12 protein-coding genes are annotated in these 16,517 nt (G+C 36.1%); 8 read left to right on the forward strand and 4 right to left on the reverse strand.

Annotated features, from left to right (window positions below; all coding sequences use genetic code 11):
* The first annotated feature begins 265 nt into the window (after window positions 1-265).
* The 3 genes from MSKOL_RS03880 (at window position 266) to MSKOL_RS03890 (ending at window position 5,011) form a co-directional block, all read left to right on the forward strand.
* A complete protein-coding gene (locus MSKOL_RS03880; protein ID WP_048118343.1) occupies window positions 266-1,714 on the forward strand; it encodes a saccharopine dehydrogenase NADP-binding domain-containing protein in 1,449 nt (482 codons plus the stop codon).
* A 678-nt stretch (window positions 1,715-2,392) separates the two neighbouring features.
* Window positions 2,393-3,538, forward strand: a complete 1,146-nt coding sequence (locus MSKOL_RS03885) for a pentapeptide repeat-containing protein (protein ID WP_197078820.1) — start codon at window positions 2,393-2,395, stop codon at window positions 3,536-3,538.
* Between the two features lie 549 nt (window positions 3,539-4,087).
* On the forward strand, window positions 4,088-5,011 hold the full coding sequence (locus tag MSKOL_RS03890; protein ID WP_052725326.1) for a phosphotransferase: 924 nt from the start codon (window positions 4,088-4,090) through the stop codon (window positions 5,009-5,011).
* 426 nt (window positions 5,012-5,437) lie between these two features.
* On the opposite strand, the gene MSKOL_RS03895 is transcribed toward MSKOL_RS03890, so the two are convergent.
* The 4 genes from MSKOL_RS03895 to MSKOL_RS03905 form a co-directional block, all read right to left on the reverse strand.
* Window positions 5,438-6,091 (reverse strand): HAD family hydrolase, encoded by a 654-nt coding sequence (locus MSKOL_RS03895; protein WP_048153821.1) that lies wholly within the window; start codon window positions 6,089-6,091, stop codon window positions 5,438-5,440.
* An 807-nt stretch (window positions 6,092-6,898) separates the two neighbouring features.
* Entirely contained in the window at window positions 6,899-7,039 is a 141-nt protein-coding gene (locus tag MSKOL_RS20630) for a hypothetical protein (protein WP_197078821.1), read from the reverse strand.
* A 584-nt stretch (window positions 7,040-7,623) separates the two neighbouring features.
* Window positions 7,624-8,571 carry a phosphotransferase gene (locus MSKOL_RS03900; RefSeq protein ID WP_048153823.1) on the reverse strand — a complete coding sequence of 316 codons (948 nt, stop codon included), beginning with the start codon at window positions 8,569-8,571 and terminating at the stop codon, window positions 7,624-7,626.
* A 652-nt stretch (window positions 8,572-9,223) separates the two neighbouring features.
* Window positions 9,224-9,949, reverse strand: coding sequence for a metallophosphoesterase (locus tag MSKOL_RS03905; RefSeq protein WP_255351990.1), 726 nt, complete (start codon window positions 9,947-9,949; stop codon window positions 9,224-9,226).
* A 1,476-nt stretch (window positions 9,950-11,425) separates the two neighbouring features.
* Between MSKOL_RS03905 and MSKOL_RS03915 the strand changes: the two genes are divergently transcribed.
* From MSKOL_RS03915 to MSKOL_RS03935, 5 genes are all read left to right on the forward strand, one after another.
* Window positions 11,426-11,926: a rhodanese-like domain-containing protein gene (locus tag MSKOL_RS03915; RefSeq protein ID WP_048153828.1), complete on the forward strand. Its 501-nt coding sequence runs from the start codon at window positions 11,426-11,428 to the stop codon at window positions 11,924-11,926.
* A 369-nt stretch (window positions 11,927-12,295) separates the two neighbouring features.
* Entirely contained in the window at window positions 12,296-12,910 is a 615-nt protein-coding gene (locus MSKOL_RS18630; protein WP_156150956.1) for a TetR/AcrR family transcriptional regulator, read from the forward strand.
* A gap of 15 nt (window positions 12,911-12,925) precedes the next feature.
* A complete protein-coding gene (locus MSKOL_RS03925) occupies window positions 12,926-13,675 on the forward strand; it encodes an ABC transporter ATP-binding protein (RefSeq protein WP_048153830.1) in 750 nt (249 codons plus the stop codon).
* The gene (locus MSKOL_RS03930; protein ID WP_048118365.1) at window positions 13,676-14,782 is read left to right on the forward strand and encodes an ABC transporter permease; all 1,107 of its coding nucleotides are present in this window, start codon (window positions 13,676-13,678) and stop codon (window positions 14,780-14,782) included.
* 1 nt (window position 14,783) lies between these two features.
* Window positions 14,784-15,770 carry a COG1361 S-layer family protein gene (locus MSKOL_RS03935; protein ID WP_052725328.1) on the forward strand — a complete coding sequence of 329 codons (987 nt, stop codon included), beginning with the start codon at window positions 14,784-14,786 and terminating at the stop codon, window positions 15,768-15,770.
* Window positions 15,771-16,517: the final 747 nt, after the last annotated feature.

Genomic DNA, 16,517 nt, shown 5'->3' on the forward strand with positions numbered 1-16,517 from the left:
ATTTGGGACGAAAAGTGTTCAGATTATTCAGAGAATCTGTAAGGCAACTATCTTGGCTCTTCGTTATTTTGTGTGGATCTTCTCATAATGTACTCATAAAAACCAATGCGGTCTTGAATTGAAAATCATCTTATCCACTGGAAATGACAAAGAGCCACTATCTTTTTCAGTTGTGGACTTTTGCTTAGTTTTGGAGGGTTCAGGTTGAATTATTGTGAAAAGTATATAAGAAAAGTTATATCCAAGTCTCGCGTTTACGAATCCTATGAAAAAAATGTTTTCCAATAAAGTCCTCATTATTGGCTATGGATCAGTTTCACAATGCACTCTACCCCTTTTAATGGATAAACTCGATGTCCCGCTAGAAAACATTACCTTGATTGATTTTGAAGACAAATCAAAAGCCCTAAAAAAATATACTAATCAGGGATTAAGATTTGTCTGTGAAAAAATTACCCCGAAAAATTTGAATCAGGTTTTGTCACAATATATGGAAAGTGACGGCCTGATCATTGATCTTTCATGGAATATCGATGCCAATGACATCATTAAGTGGTGCCATGATCACAATGTATTGTACGTTAACACGTCTGTTGAAGTATGGGATCCTGCTGAGAAATTTTTGACTCAAAGTCTATTGGAAAAATCTCTTTATTTAAGGCAAATGAGATTGCTTGAACTTTCCCGTGATTGGAAAGATGCGCCAACTGCTGTTGTTGACCATGGCGCAAATCCTGGTCTGATAACTCACTTCGTAAAGCAAGGCTTGCTGGATATTGCCGCCCGCACCTGTGCTGATAAGAAAGTCTCTCCCGAGGATGAACAGGAAATTGCCCTCCTTGCAAAGAACAGGGACTTTGCCCGCCTGGCTCAGAAACTGGGAATCAAAGTGATCCATTGTAGCGAGCGGGATACTCAAGTCGCAAACAGGGCAAAGGAAGTTAATGAATTTGTAGGAACGTGGAGCATTGAAGGATTGAGGGAAGAAGGAACTGCTCCGGTTGAAATAGCCTGGGGAACGCATGAGAGCAAATTGCCACCCATGGCGCATATACCTCCTTACGGACCAAAAAATGTTATTCTCTTACCCCAGATGGGCATTAATACCTGGGTCAGATCATGGATCCCGGATGAAGAAATTGTAGGTATGGCGATCCGTCATGGTGAATCATATGGCCTTTCAAAACTGTTAACTGTTTGGGAAGATGAAAAAGTGATCTATCGGCCTACCGTACATTATGCTTATATGCCCTGTCATGATACGCTTTCTTCTCTCTGCGAATTGAGAGGCCGGAATTATGAGCTTCAACCGAGACTTCGGATTATGACAAATGAAATCACATCTGGAGAGGATATCATGGGTGCACTCCTGATGGGCCATTCTTATAATTCCTGGTGGACTGGGAGCGCATTAAGCATTGAAGAGACCAGATCTCTTGCTCCCGGTCAGAATGCTACTACTCTTCAGGTAGCTGCAGGCATTGTTGCAGCTATACTCTGGATGCTTGAAAATCCGCGAGAAGGCATTAAAACACCTGAGGACTTGCCTCATGACTTTGTCCTGGATATTGCCAGACCGTACCTTGGAAATTTTATTTCCACATCATCGGATTGGACACCGCTTAAAAATCGCAAAATATTTTTCAAAGAAAGTCCAGCAGTAAAACCCAACCCCGATACATGGCAATTTGAAAATTTTCAATTTATAAGTTAATCATTCTTACTTCTTTATCGAAAATTATTGGTACATTTCGAAACTTGCTTTGGAAAAGTACAATTAATTTTTTAATTTTCTTTCTTTTTTATGGTTTGCATATTAATCAGATATTAAGTTACTTGTTTCCAGATATCTGTTTTACTTATTCTAAACTATAGGGTATGTCGATAAAAATTGTATATTTCTTCATGGGTCATAGGTTAAGGAGTTTTCTTACCTGAAAAACTATCGATTTTACATTCGAAGCCGTCTTTAAACTTTGGCCTTTTTGTATGAAATCGATACCCTGTTCCAGCTCACAACTCATTGGAATATATTACAAACGTCGAGATTTCAAGTTTGAACAGCGTTGAATTTCTTATTAAATTCGAAGAAATTATGTTTGTATTAGAAACTGAATCAAGGGAAGCATAAAATATTATCTGAGCATATTGAGGTTATTTAATATTAATTTATATACATATTAACTCAGAGCCTATCCGGAAAGTCATTAACGCGTGTTGAAAAGTCACAATAAGTCTATAATATCAGAGTATCCGTTCCGGTTTTGCATATTACGTATTGTAAAAGTTATAGCAGGTAACCACTTTTCGGATGGCTCTAAGTTCACATAATCCAAATCAAATTAACTGTAAGATAGCATGTTTATTTAAGTCTAGATCTGAGTGGTTGAAAATGGACAATATAGAAAAAAAAGATCTTCAAGGAGCTAATTTTATAAAGACTAAGCTTGAAGGAGCCGACTTTATAGAAGCTAATCTTGAAAAGGCAAATTTTATAGGTTCTAATCTACAAGGAGCTAACTTTAAAGGAGCTAATCTTAAAGAGGCTAATCTTCAGGCAACGGAACTTCAAGGAGTTAATTTTCAAGAGGCTAATCTTCATAGAGCTAAACTTCAAGTGGCTACACTTTATGGAGCTGACCTGCAAAGGGCTAACCTTCAAGAAGCCAATCTTCAAGGAGCTAACCTCCAAAGAGCTAACCTCCAGGATGTTAACCTTCAAGAAGCAAACCTCCAGAGAACAGACCTTGTAGAAGCAAATCTTGAAAGGGCTAAAGTTCAGGGGGCTATATTTTGTGAAGCTGATCTTCAAGAAGCTAATCTTCAGGGAGCTGACCTGCAAGGAACTGACCTTCAGGGGGCTGACCTTGAAAAAGCTAATCTTCAAGGAGCCAACCTTAAAGAAACTAATCTTATAAGAGCTGATCTTGAAAAAGCTAACCTCCAGGAAGCTGACCTGCAAAAAGCTGACCTTGAAGAGGCTAACCTTCAAAGAACTAACCTTCAAGAAGCTAATCTTCAAGAAGCTAATCTCCAAAGAACTGACCTCAGAAAAGCTAATCTTCAAAGGGCTCATCTTGGAAAGGCTAACTTTGAAAAAGCTAAACTTAAAGGGGCTAACCTTAAAAAGGCTGACTTTGAAGAAACAAACCTGGAAGACGCAAAACTTAAAGAAGCTATCCTTCAAGGGGCTAACTTTGTAAAAGCTAAACTTATAAGTGCTAAACTACAAAAAGCTAACCTTAAAGGGACTAACCTTCAGGGAGCTAATCTTATAAATGCTAAACTTGGGGGCGCTAACCTTCAAAGAGCTAACCTGAAAGGGGCTAATTTTACTGGAGCTGACCTCCAAAGAGTTAATTTCAGAAAAGCTAATCTTCAGGGGGCTAAATTTAAGGAGGCAAATCTAGAAGGGGCTCAGCATTTATTAGTTGACCAGCTTTCTAATGTAAAAACACTTTATAATGCAAAATTAGATGAAAAACTTTTCATACAATTAAAAGAGAAATATCCTGCCCTGTTTGAAAAATCTGATTAAGAGTTTGTCCAGAAAGTGTTATGGCATACTGCAATTCTTACAATATGAATATTAACAACTGGGAAGATACTTGATGCTATATATCTTTTGTACTTATCAAATATCATCTTGATTTTTTATACCATTTCTTATTTTTTTATGCAGTTTCTTATTTTTTTATACCGTTTGTTATTTTTTTATACAGTTTGTTATGCCTGACTTTCACTTTTTTACCTAACTTCTGCTTTTTTAACTAACTCCGCATTTTTAGGCGCATATATGCTTTTCTATATCTCTGACAGGGCAGATGATTTCGATTTATACATATTTGCCTTGCATATGATGTGCATAAGTTTAAGCATATGTATCGATGTCAAGCGACATTTATGTGCTTAAAAATGCGGAACTAAGGTGACAAGGACTTTAAACGGCAATCTTTATCAAAAATTTTACTTTTTTTAATGTTTCTCAAAATATAAACTATCACTGGATAGCTACATTGATCAAGATTCAGAGCAATTCAAGTTTAAAGGAGGGGGGTTTATAGCACATTTTGAATACATTATAACAGTGAAGCCCGGTGATACTTTTAGAGACTGGCTTATAGAGGTCCTTGGGGATAGAATTCATAATAAGGGTTGTGAAGTTCGAATATTTAAACTCAGTCATGCATCGCATAGGATCTGTAAATATGAATTCAAAGGGGAAAAACTCACTGTTATAGCCAAATTTTTTGCAATACCTACGGGAGTGATCAAAAAATACGATAGTTGCAGTTTAATGAAGAAAGAGTCTAAGGATCTTAAAAAAGCCCGAAAAATAATTGATGTCCCGGAACCTATTGCAATAAATAAAGATTTTAATTGCGTTCTGGTCAGTAAATATGTATCTGGAAAAACTTTATTCTGGTACTTCAAGCACAGGAGAGCGCTTAAGGAAAAGTTAGAACTTATAGCAGATATGCTTCGAAAGCTTCACGAAAATACGCAGACATATTATGATAAAGAAAATGAATTTTCAAAATTTCATTATGTTTTGAATCACCTCAAAATCAACCGGCGTATGAAAAAAGAATATAGACGCTTGCTTGGAAAATGGTGGCACAGTTCTTTCCTGGACATAAAAAACGGTTGTATGATTCATAATGATTCCACTCCTGTAAACTTCATATTCCGGGAGGGAAAGTCATTTTTACTGGACTTCGAGCTTTCATCCCGACACGGACATTTCGCATGTGATCTAGGGATACTTTGTGCTGAACTTAAGTATTATTTTGTGCAGAAGGGATCGAGTCAGAGAGCAGAGCCTTACATTCACCATTTTCTGAGACGTTACAGCAAAAATGAAAAGGAATTCTACAAAATAACTAAAGTTATTCCATTTTATATGGCTTATGGCTTGTTGAGAATTGCAATGTTTAAGTCTAATACGAGCTACAGAGATTATCCTCTGAGGGAAGCAAAGAACTGTCTGGAAGCAATAGAGAAAATTTGAGGGTATATCCAGGTTCTTTACCTTTAGTCCACTGTCTCTTGATGTCTGTCTTTGTTTGGATCAGAGACACATCTAAACGAGTTGCTAGAAATTCCATCGTTTTAACAAGAATGTAACCAGGCATTCAAACCAAAGAATACGGGCAGTCAATAAACTTATTTTGTGACACGCACTGATCAGTAAAAAAGAGATTAAATGCAAAAATGCATCTGCAAGTGAATGTATAATTACTTATTCAAAGTATACAATTAATTATTCAAACTATACAATTATTCAAAGTATACAATTACTTATTCAAAGTATACAATTACTTATTCAAACTACACAATTAATTATTCAAAGTATCTGATTACTTATTCAAAGTCGATATTACGGGATTTACTGACATTTAACTTTTTGAAATATTAATCATGAATGTGGATGGGGTTATGCATATCTCCAGGCATCCCGGATGTGCATTGCGTTCATCCCGAGACTTTGAGGTGGATAAATATCGTTTTCTGGAGTGTCGCCGATAGAGAGCACTTCCCATGGCTCAAGCCCGAGGCCGTCAAGAGCCATCTTAAAGAGCCTGGTATCAGGTTTCTTTATACGGTGGTCCGAAGACATAATTGTAAAATTAAAGCGATCATACAGACCCAGAAAACGCAGTTCTTGTTCTGTAAAAACTCTCTGGGCATTGGAAACAATGCACTTCGGGACATTTCTGTATTTTTCAAGCAGCCGCAGGCTCTGAGGGTAGGCTTCAAGTTTTTTTATAGACGCAGTTCTGAAGACCTTTGCTGTCTCAATTCCAAGCCAATAGGGATCGATTTCTTTAAAGGCGTTTTCGGCACAAATTTCCGCAAAAATCTCTTCTATACGGATGTCCGGGTGCTGCTGGCCTGAATTGCCTAGTCTGCCTATGATTTTCCATCGGTATTCTTCCCTGAGCCTCTCGGGCTCTATCCTCACTCCCTGGTAAAGTAGCCATCTGCTAACTCTTTCGTTTGTCTCTCGACTTCTTTCGTCAGTTTTGATGTCAATAAGAGTTTTGTAACAATCAAAGATTAAGCCTTTGATTTTTCCGTTTTGAAGCATGGGTTTCCTCCTTTTATTTTAGACTTTATTATAAATTTCTGTTTTCTATAGAATGTTTAATTAATCTTGATACTATCTTTTAAGTATATAGGTATTTTGAAAATACTATTATTATATGTAAATATCAATATATAGTTTTCCATTTCTCTATAGTATATTTTTATAATTCGAAACCTAAAGCAGAAATGGTAGGGATTTAAGTTGGCTTGTTGGTTTGAAGTTCCCGAACCCCTATTAACACCTGAGAGACAAGCTATGGTATATTATATTTCATGACTGAGCTTTTCGATTCCTCCGGTTTCAATATCATGTTCTGGGTTTTATGTGGATTTTTGAATCTCATCAATTTAGTTAGTCATCAATTTAGCCAGTCATCGATTTTGCTTTATGTAAGTTCCAAGTTTAGAAATATTTCTGGAAGTACAACTAATTAAGAATAAAATTACAAAAATTAATAAAATTAATAAAATTAAAAAGATTTAAAAATAGAATGTAGCATATTTTTAAAAGTGAAATTAAATTGGTTCTATCTACAAATTGAGATTAAGTTTAACAAGAGAAGTAAATTCACCTTTTTTGCCTGGATTTGAGGGCCATCTTTCTACTTAAGTTTTCAGTAACTGGCCCATGATCATTGAACTTTTAAATTCCCATTGGTTCATATGACTCTTAGATATAACCTGACGCTATCACATTTTCTTTCACATCTATCGCGAAGCATAATTTTCCAATATAAACCTGTGTTTAAGTTCGTTTTTTACATGCACTACAAAACATAGAAGAACTGGCTACCCCCGTACAGGTCCCTTATTCGTAAATCATGATTGAATCAAGCCTTGCAGTACCTACCTTTGTCCAGTATCTACATACAGGACAGTATTGAGTTTCGCTGTCTTGACTCATTTTCAGTATTGAATGGCATTCGGGACAAAATTTTAGACTTTTCATAAATAAACCTCCTTGGTAAATGGACATTTATCTGAATGAACCTTAAACAAAGGATTTTAGAGTTCTGTAGAAACCTTAATAATTCAGGCAATACTGCAAAGTCAAAGTATTCCTAAATGTGCTGCTGGGTTGGATCTCCTTCAGTTAACTGTTCTTATTAAAATTATGAGCTGCAGGGGAAGAGATGCCTGCAGCCCAATAGAGATCTGGTTGAAGGTACTGGAAACCTTTCAGGTTATACATAGAATGGGTTTATTATATATTTTTTGGATATATTCAATATAGTAGTAAACTATACTAATTAGTTTAAAAGTAAGTGTTCCTTATCATAAAGAATTTTCCTTAAAGTTAAGCTCAAGCACATTCGGCGTTATGAACGGCGTCTGTCTTTAAAACTTACTTTAAAAAGTTGAATGTTTAATGCTATTGATTTCTACGTTCAACCGTTTAAGTCTATCAAATACAAGCTACAGAAATTACCTCTTAAAAAAAAGGAGATGTTTTGGAGCAATAAATTGGAAAAAAGAACAGAATAATGAATTTGAAATGCTATATCCTTTCACATATCCCAGAATAACCACATTTTACCTTCTATTAATTGCTTTTAAGCACTCACGTGCTTCTTTGATTAGATAGTTCCTATGGCTTCCTCGATGAATGCGTGCTGAACGAAGTAAACCTATGCTCATGAAAAAAGGCAAAACTCTGGTGATGTAGATAAAGTCCTTTTCATCATTGCTATATTCCCAGAGGAAGTTTCCTATGTATGGTTCGGCTTTCCAGCTTCCTCCTTTATACCATTCGAACTCGTTCTTAAGTTCTGCAGTGAGAATTCCCAGGTCTCTTACAGGATGGGCATGCGACCAGGAGCTTTCAAAATCAATTGCATAAGGTTTCCCTTTACAAAAGATATAATTGGAGGGAGTGACATCCCTGTGAATCATACAGCCACATTCCCTGTCGAGCCACGAACTGTGCCACCATTCTCCAAGCAGTTTATTAAAAGTCTTTCTAGTATCAGGGTCCAGTTTCAGATGGCCCAGGACCTCATGATAATTTTTGAATTCGTTTTCTTTATTGTAAGAGGACTTTGTATTATCGTGAAGCTGGCGAAGCATATGTGCAACCGCAGTAAGCCGTTCATTGAGTTTTTCTTCATGTTTTATGTACCAGCCCAAAGATTTACCTGGTATGTACTCGGTCACAAGCGCACAGTTATATTTTTTGTTTACTGCAAGCGGTTTTGCAACATTTATTATTGAAGCGGCTTTCTCCAGGTTCCTATATTCCTTCATCATGCCTTTATAAGCATTATAATTTTTCAGTTGTCCTGTAGGTTCAGAAAAAAACTTTGCCACTACACTATAATGTTGGCCCTTGAAATGATACCTGCAGACAGTATGAGAAGAATTTGATTTAAAAACATCAACCAAACAATGCTTATTCTTAAGCCGATCTGTTACAACTTTCTCAACAAGCCAGTCTCTGAAAGGATTTCCAGGGCTTAAAGTATTTACATATTGATATGCCACCTTATACCCACCACTTTAAAAAGATATTTATCAATATAACTTTAGTCAACAGCTACATATTTCGTTTTAAAAATTATACTATTGATGAAAGAACAGATAGTGACTTTGATTCTATATACTTGTATTGGATACTATTAAATTGAATTTATTTATTACTACTGGTGACTATCTTTAAGAATCTAATATCCTCTCGAATGTAGGCTAACTGATTGGAGACTAAAACACTCGTAGCAGCTTCAAATACTACATGTAATGATTTCGAATCTGAATATTGGGGTATTACGAATTTTATAATAATGAGATTAAAGTAACTTAATATCTAAAAAATTGATATAGTTTCCAGAATTTTGTGATTTTTGGAATTACGTTCATCATTGGATTTGAGGATCAAATAGATTTCAATTCCAATCAATAATACATTCCTGAATATGTAAAAATAAGTGAATAATTAGTTATAAGGAGAATAGGTCTGAAGACTCATAAATTATGCAGCTATAGTAATAGCATCCATTATTCATGGTATCCAGGCAAAAAAGGAGGATGTAATTATGTATTTTTAAAACATCTTTACTTTTTTAAAACTATTCAGGAGAAGGGACGAGATACTTCTCAAGCACTGTATCTAATATTTTTCTAACTTTATTTTGCTTAATTATATTATACTATCAACAACTTTCTCTTTTTCTCCTCTAGTAAAAACTCTGTAAACTTGTAGATGCCAGCGCTTGCAATCGGATTCTGGTGCATCAATTTCAATCAAATTGTAGCACTGAGACATTTTTCCACGAACTTTGGAAGAGCAGACAGTTCCCGCGCTGATTACAAGCATGTCATTCAATCTCCAGACCCAGGGGATGTGCCAGTGCCCGCAGAGCACAAGGTTGACACCTGAGCGGTCCAGGAGTTCCAGAACGTCTCCTGCATCTACAAGTACATTATTTCCCCGACCAGTTCTGGGGATCGGAATAAGGTGGTGGTGAAGGGCAAAAACTTTGAAACCGTTTACTGAAAAAGTATTCTCTATCCAGTTGTAATTTTCTCTTCCAATATGTCCTTCGTCAAGTTCCGGCTGGGAAGAATCAAGCCCTACTATAGTGACCTCTCCAAAGTGCCCGGAAGTCGATCTGGTTTTGAAAAGATCCTCAAAAAAGAGGTAACCGGCGTTTCTGGAGTCATGGTTTCCTGGAACTATCACCTTGTTTTTGCATTCAATCCTGTCGATGAATTTCTTTGCCCCATTATACTCGGCTGCAAGCCCGTTTTCCGTCAGGTCTCCGGTGATTACTACAATATCTGGAGAACTCCTGTTTATGTTTTCAAGCATGGAATTTGCAATATCCGGCATATAATATGCCTCTGAAAAATGAATGTCTGAAATATGTACTATTCTTTTAATTTCTATTCCTCTGTCTTACTCATTCGCATTTCAACGTTGAGAATAATAATTAATGAAATTATATATAGTTATTCGATTTAGACAATATATAAAAAAGAAAAAAGGTAATTAATAAAATAAGTATATTTTCTATATATAATTAAATTTTCTAGTCGAGTGAATTTTTTTTGATATTCTATTTTTTTGGCTGACCTTTGTTCCGAAATAACTTGCGAGAAAACAGAAGTTCATATCCTGGGAATTGAGACGCAAAACGCAAGTGAAGGTCTGGAAGACATTAACTTATTGAATCATGGCCATAAAAAAGAAAATGAAGAGATTTGAGCACTGGCTCACTGTAAAATAAGTAACATGGGATTATTAATTAAATTCTTGTGAAGGCATATTTTTCTTGTCTGTTCGTATATTTTCTGGTCTGTTCAGTTCTGTTCATAGGTTCGGGTCTGTTCATAGGTTTTGTTCCCACGTTACTAATCAATGATACACATCTTTTGTATATATAGTTTTGTTTTTTCTATATTAAGATCTCACTAAATATTAGTTTCAATATCAAAAAACAATATTTTTTATTTTTCTATTTTCCTTCTGGAGTTCCTGGGAAACGTTATCATCCAATGATATCTTTTTGCAAAAATCACATAAAAATCCTGTGTTTCTAATCAGCTTGTTTTTTGTTCTCTTCATTAGTATGCAAAATAAATAGTCTGCTCCAGATCACTTTCTTTTTTTGCTGCTCTTCCATTAATTTATCTATATGTTCGTTCTTCCTTATTTCAGAGGATTTTCTATATAAAGCCCTAATTTTTCCACTTTCGATTTTAGGTCGTGGGTGTAGATTATTGAAAACCATAAGCATGAGGATCTCTCTGCATCTTTGTTAATCCCTGAGCATATACCCGGTTTTTCAGATTTGTCAATAAATCGTGGACATGACCCGATTTTCTATAGTATCAAAATGGAATTGGAATTAACTCAAATTTAATTTTTTGAGTCGCCTGCTGTTGTATCGTATATCAACTTTCAAATAGTTTTGAATCTACGAAAGCATTTCAGGATACAACGGTTAGGATTCCAACGGTTTAGGATTCCTGAAAACTGATTTTTCAAAGGGCAATATCTCTTATTGTGTAAGGTCTTACTTGCTGGGTCGTAAACCAAAATTATTTAATATTTATAAAGTAATTTACATCATAACCTTCGTATATTTAGAAAACAGAAGGTTTAAAAACGTTCAGTTGGGGCTGTTACTCGCCCCACTAAACGGATTTTACAATATTATACAGAAATAAAATCTAATTTTATATAAAAATAAAATGCACTTTTAAGGGAAAGCTAAATTCGGTGATATTTTAAGAAATAATACGTTACACAATGCGTCATTTCAAAGTATTTTTAAGGCCATGCGTTTTCCCTAAAGTTTAAAGAAGGTAAAAAAATTGTATTACTGGAGGAGTAGGATTGAATAAACAATATTTATCAAGTTTTGCTGCAATTCTCATTGCGCTTCTCATTATTGCTCCTGGCATTGCAGGAGCAGCCCCTAAGATTGGTTGTACTGCCCCGGGTTATGAGAATGTCACGGTCTGTCAAGCTAAAAACATACTCGAAAATAAACATGTATTCCTTCTGGACGTTCGTACTCCAGCAGAATTTAACTATTCTCACATTGAAGGAGCGACATTAATACCATTAAAAAATGTGCCGAAGCATGATTCTGTAAGTTTGCCAGACGACCAGTTACTGCCTGCTCGGCTGAAAGAACTGCCAGAAAACAAAAACACAAAGATAGTTGTCTATTGCCTTAGCGGGGGACGAAGTGCCACCGCAAGCCAAATGATAGCAGATGCCGGTTACAAAAATGTATATAACGTTCAAGGCGGTCTCAAAGCATGGGTAAATGCGGGATATCCAGTTGTAATTGATCCTGTAAAATGGTTCGCTAGTTATCCTCCTAATTAAGTTTAAGGAAATAATATAGGCATATTATCGGCTTTTGTAGAAATCCTGTGGTTTATGAATTTTCAAATACTTATAAACAGAAGTGCGAAAGTTAAATTTCAATGATTGAATAAAGGATTTCTACAGAACCTTATTTTTATACTTATGACTTAGCTGTTAAAGTAAGAACTCAATAATATTAAATCTCCATCTATCCAGATGCCAGCATAAAAAATAGTTTTAAACATATGTATATAATTTTAAAAGTCTGTTTTTGAGCATCCAGTTTGTTCATATCTTCAATTCATACCTTGATTTTTACTTTCAGCAAGTTTATATCTAGTAGATATAGCAATATCTTTAAATGAAAGTAAGTAATTGCTTACTTACATGGAAGATACAGAACAAAGAATCTTAAACGCAGCTTTGAGAGTATTCGCCAGTGAAGGATACACGGGTGCGACTACACGAAAAATCGCTGAAGAGGCAAACGTTGCCGAGGTAACTTTGTTCCGAAAATTCAAGTCAAAAGAAAACCTGCTGAAAGAGGTGTTAATCAATAACCGAACTGTTTTTTCATCGCTGGAGGAGTTATTCCATATATTCCAGAACGAAAAAGATGCAGACCTTGAGACAGAGCTTCGGATTTTAGGGAAAAATATTGCAAAAGCTATGAAAGATAAAAAGAAGGATAGCAAACGCCGGATGTTTATGTTTATGCTATTTGAAGAAGGAAGACGGAGGCCCGAAGTCTCTGAAGCTCTATTATCGTTTCTTCAAATGAATATCAAGCCTTTGAGCGAATACTTTGATTTGCAAATAAAAAACGGAAAAATGCGGACTATAAATTCCAGGTCTGCAGCAATAACTTTTGTCAGTTATTTTGTTTATACATCTTTACTAAGAGAAGTATTTGGTGACAGTTTGTTGGGTGATTATAATGAGGAAATTGAACGGTTTATTGACATATTCACTAAAGGTATCCTGAAGGATGAAGAAAACTGAAAAACAGGTGAGTAAATGGAACCGATTATTGAGGTCAAAAATCTTGTCAAAGTTTTTCATTCACGAGGGAGGAAAATAACCGCAGTGAACGATGTCAGCTTCGATGTATTCAAAGGAGAAATTTTCGGTATGATAGGACCAAATGGAGCTGGCAAATCAACTACGTTTTCCATGCTTACCACGTTAATAAAGCCCACAAGTGGCAGTATAAGAGTTGCTGGCTTTGATGTTGAAAAACAGGACTACAAAATAAGACCGCTTATAGGCATAGTTCCACAGAAGCTCAGCCTTTACCCACTCCTTACAGCCAGAGAAAACCTGGAACTCATGGGGAACCTTTACAATGTTCCTAAACAGGTCATGGAAGAAAAAATCGATTACTATCTGAAGCTTGTAGGGCTCGAAGCTAGTGCTGACCGCTTTACTGGAGGCTTTTCTGGTGGTATGAAACAGCGCTTATCAGTAATCGCCGCAGTGTTGCATGACCCTCAGATTCTATTCTGGGATGAACCTTCAACCGGTCTTGACCCCCAGACAAGAAATGTGATCTGGAAACTCGCCAGGAAATTCAACGAAGAAGGGAAAACTCTGGTTTTTACAACTCATTACATGGAAGAGGCGGACAATCTATGTGATAGGGTTGCTGTAATGGACTCCGGCAAAATGGTAGCTCTTGATAACCCCGAACGTTTAAAAGAAACTACAGGGAGTACAAATCTGGAAGAAGTGTTTGTACACTTTACAGGAGAAGAGGTACGTGATTAAATGACAATAAAAACTGAGCTAAGGGATTCATTAATAGTAGCGAAAAAAGAATTCAAAATACTTTCCCGAAAAAAGGCGCTCATAATTCCTCTGGTTTTATTCCCTATAATCATGATAGTCTTTTTTGGCTATGGTATGGGTGGAACAGTCAAAAATGCTCCCATCCTTATAGTCAATGATGATACAGGCAGAGTCTCAAATTCCCTTGTTCAGGAAATCGGAAGCTATACTGGCAAATACGATGGAAATCCAATGTTTTCGGTGACCTACACTAAGGATATGTCGCAATCAGAGGCTGAGAGTAAAATAGACGCTGGAATGTATAAAGGCGTTCTGCTTATTCCTCCTGATTATAGTGATAGCATAGTCAAAAATGAAAGTACAAACTTGACGCTTCTGACTGACACATCAGACACTACCACAAGTAGCACAATTATCAACTTTATGAAACAGTTGCTGGCGAAAACAGGGTCAGTCTCTTTAAACATTCCCAATGTTTACGGTAATCTGGAATATCTGGACTTCCTCATACCAGGTGTTATAGCTCTTACAGTGTTTATGGGTTCTGTAGCAACCACGGGTTCTGCAATTGCAGGAGAAAAAGAAGATGGTACACTTATTCGTATGCTGATGACGCCTATTAGTAAGAGATCTGTAATTCTCGGGAAGACGATATATCAGCTAATATTGCAATTAGGCAGAGCAGTTATCTTGATACTTGCAGCATATATTCTATTGGGATTCAATATGAATGGTAGCTGGCTTCTGATTTCACTGGTGCTTATTGTTTTCACTCTCGGTGGCGTAGGGATGGGGATAGTCATGTCTTCAAGAGTAGAAGATATGGAATCTTTCTTTCAATTAAACATGCTGGTTACTATGCCATCCATGTTTGTCACAGGTGTGTTTTTTCCCTTGAGTTCGGTTCCTGACTGGATGCGTTATATAGCTTATTGCTTGCCTCTGACTTATGCAATCGATGCTATGCGTACTATTATGATCAAGGGTCAGGGTTTGAACGCTATATCTAACGATTTGATGATACTCTCTTTGTTTGCAGTTGTTACTTTTACTTTAGGTGTCCATCTATTCAGGAGGGAAGCATAAAATGAAAGAAGTTATAATAATCTCTCTTCTATTGATTGCTATGATATCATGCGCAGAAGGCGCTTCTAATACTTCGAATAATTATAATATTCCCCAAAGCTTTGATCTTGGAAAAAATTACTATACTGTATATGGTAGCCCTGATCTTAACGCTAATATTATTGGGAGTAATGAGTTTGATAGAGACCAAACGGCTACTTTGAATATTAATGTGATGAACAAAGGTAAATTATTAGGATTCAAGAATGATAAAACTCCTTATGATTCCGATGAAATCTATGCTGCCCAGACCGAAATGAAACTTGAAAGCGGCATAGTGGACGCTACAAACGTAGTAGCCTCTCTTTCAACAGATCCAAACAGTCCTGTTGAGGTCAAGTCAGTTAGCCAGGAAATCGGCTCCATAAAAAGTGGAGAAAATTCACTGGCACCAGCAAAATTTGATATAAAAATCGATAAAAAAGCAAAGGCTGGGGAATACAACCTTTACCTGAATCTTTCCTACGATTACCAGAAAAACGTGCAAATAATGAATCCGGATGTAACCGCTCAGACCTATGACGCGAATCGCTGGTATGGAATGATGAATCAGAACCTGACGTTAAAGATTAAGGTGAATGATCAGGCTGATTTTGAGATTGTAAACACTACAGGCAGTCTTTCTCCAGGTGGGGAGAACATGATTGATATAACTATTAAAAACACAGGTGAAGAAGAGGCAAAAAACGTTAAAGCGATAATTAATCCAGCTGATCCTCTGAGCACAACCGATAGTGCGGCATTCCTATCCACTATAGCACCTGGCAGCACGGCTGTTGCAAAAATTAAAATTAAAGCAGATAGCGAAGCTGTGCCCAAGGAATATGGAATTGACACTGTATTAAAATACGAAACTCCAGAAGGTGACATTAAGTATACCGCCATCCTTCAGGCTCCGGTAGAAGTCAAGGAAGCTGGATTCTTCGAGAAACTTTTTGGATGGATTTAATATAAGATAGTCTTCAGGACCACTCTTGCAATTTGAGTGAATTGTTTTAAACTCCAGTTGAGGGTTTTTGCTTAGTTCTTCACTTGATTGAACACAAAAAAACTCCAACTTTCTTATTTTTTATTTTAATTCTGTATTGCAGAATATCAAAAACTGCCTAAATTGCCTGAACCAAAATTGCCTGAACCAAAATTGCCTGAAACTAGAGGAAACTGGCTCTTCGTCATTCTCTATGGATAAATATAATTTTCACTTCAAGACCCATTGGTTTTTATGAGAATATTATGAGAATATCCACACAAACCAACGAAAAGCCTAAAAACTTTTCAAGTAAAATCTAGCTATTTTTTAGATAAAAAGGAGGATTGGCAGGCCGATAAGGAGGATCTGGTGGAGTGTTTATTATTTACAGTTGGGGAAATTAAAGGAGGAAATAAAGGAGGAAAATTTCTTTGTGTAACAGTAGATCAGTCGACCCGCCAGATTTACATAGAACAAATAGTATAAAAAACTATTGATAATTATTATTCAGTAACTATCTTACTGATTACTTCATATCTAATGCTATGATTCTTGCCAATTATTGAGCTATTTTAATGTTGCAGGAATTAATTTTTGCAGTCTCAGAGGTTCCTATTTGTTAATCGTATACAGTATTTGTTAATCGTGTACAGTAATTGTTAATCACACACAGTAATAAATTTTTTATACTCTGCCCGACTAAGTTCATTATTCACATCATTCAAA

Origin of the sequence: Methanosarcina sp. Kolksee (assembly GCF_000969945.1) — an archaeon.
In the GTDB taxonomy this organism is placed as follows: Archaea; Halobacteriota; Methanosarcinia; order Methanosarcinales; family Methanosarcinaceae; genus Methanosarcina; species Methanosarcina vacuolata.

Excerpts from the sequence above, each read along its gene's own strand:
- MSKOL_RS03885 (WP_197078820.1), top strand. The coding sequence starts at position 2,393 with ATGGACAATATAGAAAAAAAAGATCTTCAAGGAGCTAATTTTATAAAG.
- MSKOL_RS03895 (WP_048153821.1), bottom strand. The coding sequence starts at position 6,091 with ATGCTTCAAAACGGAAAAATCAAAGGCTTAATCTTTGATTGTTACAAA.
- MSKOL_RS03935 (WP_052725328.1), top strand. The coding sequence starts at position 14,784 with ATGAAAGAAGTTATAATAATCTCTCTTCTATTGATTGCTATGATATCA.
- MSKOL_RS03925 (WP_048153830.1), top strand. The coding sequence starts at position 12,926 with ATGGAACCGATTATTGAGGTCAAAAATCTTGTCAAAGTTTTTCATTCA.
- MSKOL_RS18630 (WP_156150956.1), top strand. The coding sequence starts at position 12,296 with ATGGAAGATACAGAACAAAGAATCTTAAACGCAGCTTTGAGAGTATTC.
- MSKOL_RS03880 (WP_048118343.1), top strand. The coding sequence starts at position 266 with ATGAAAAAAATGTTTTCCAATAAAGTCCTCATTATTGGCTATGGATCA.
- MSKOL_RS20630 (WP_197078821.1), bottom strand. The coding sequence starts at position 7,039 with ATGAAAAGTCTAAAATTTTGTCCCGAATGCCATTCAATACTGAAAATG.
- MSKOL_RS03930 (WP_048118365.1), top strand. The coding sequence starts at position 13,676 with ATGACAATAAAAACTGAGCTAAGGGATTCATTAATAGTAGCGAAAAAA.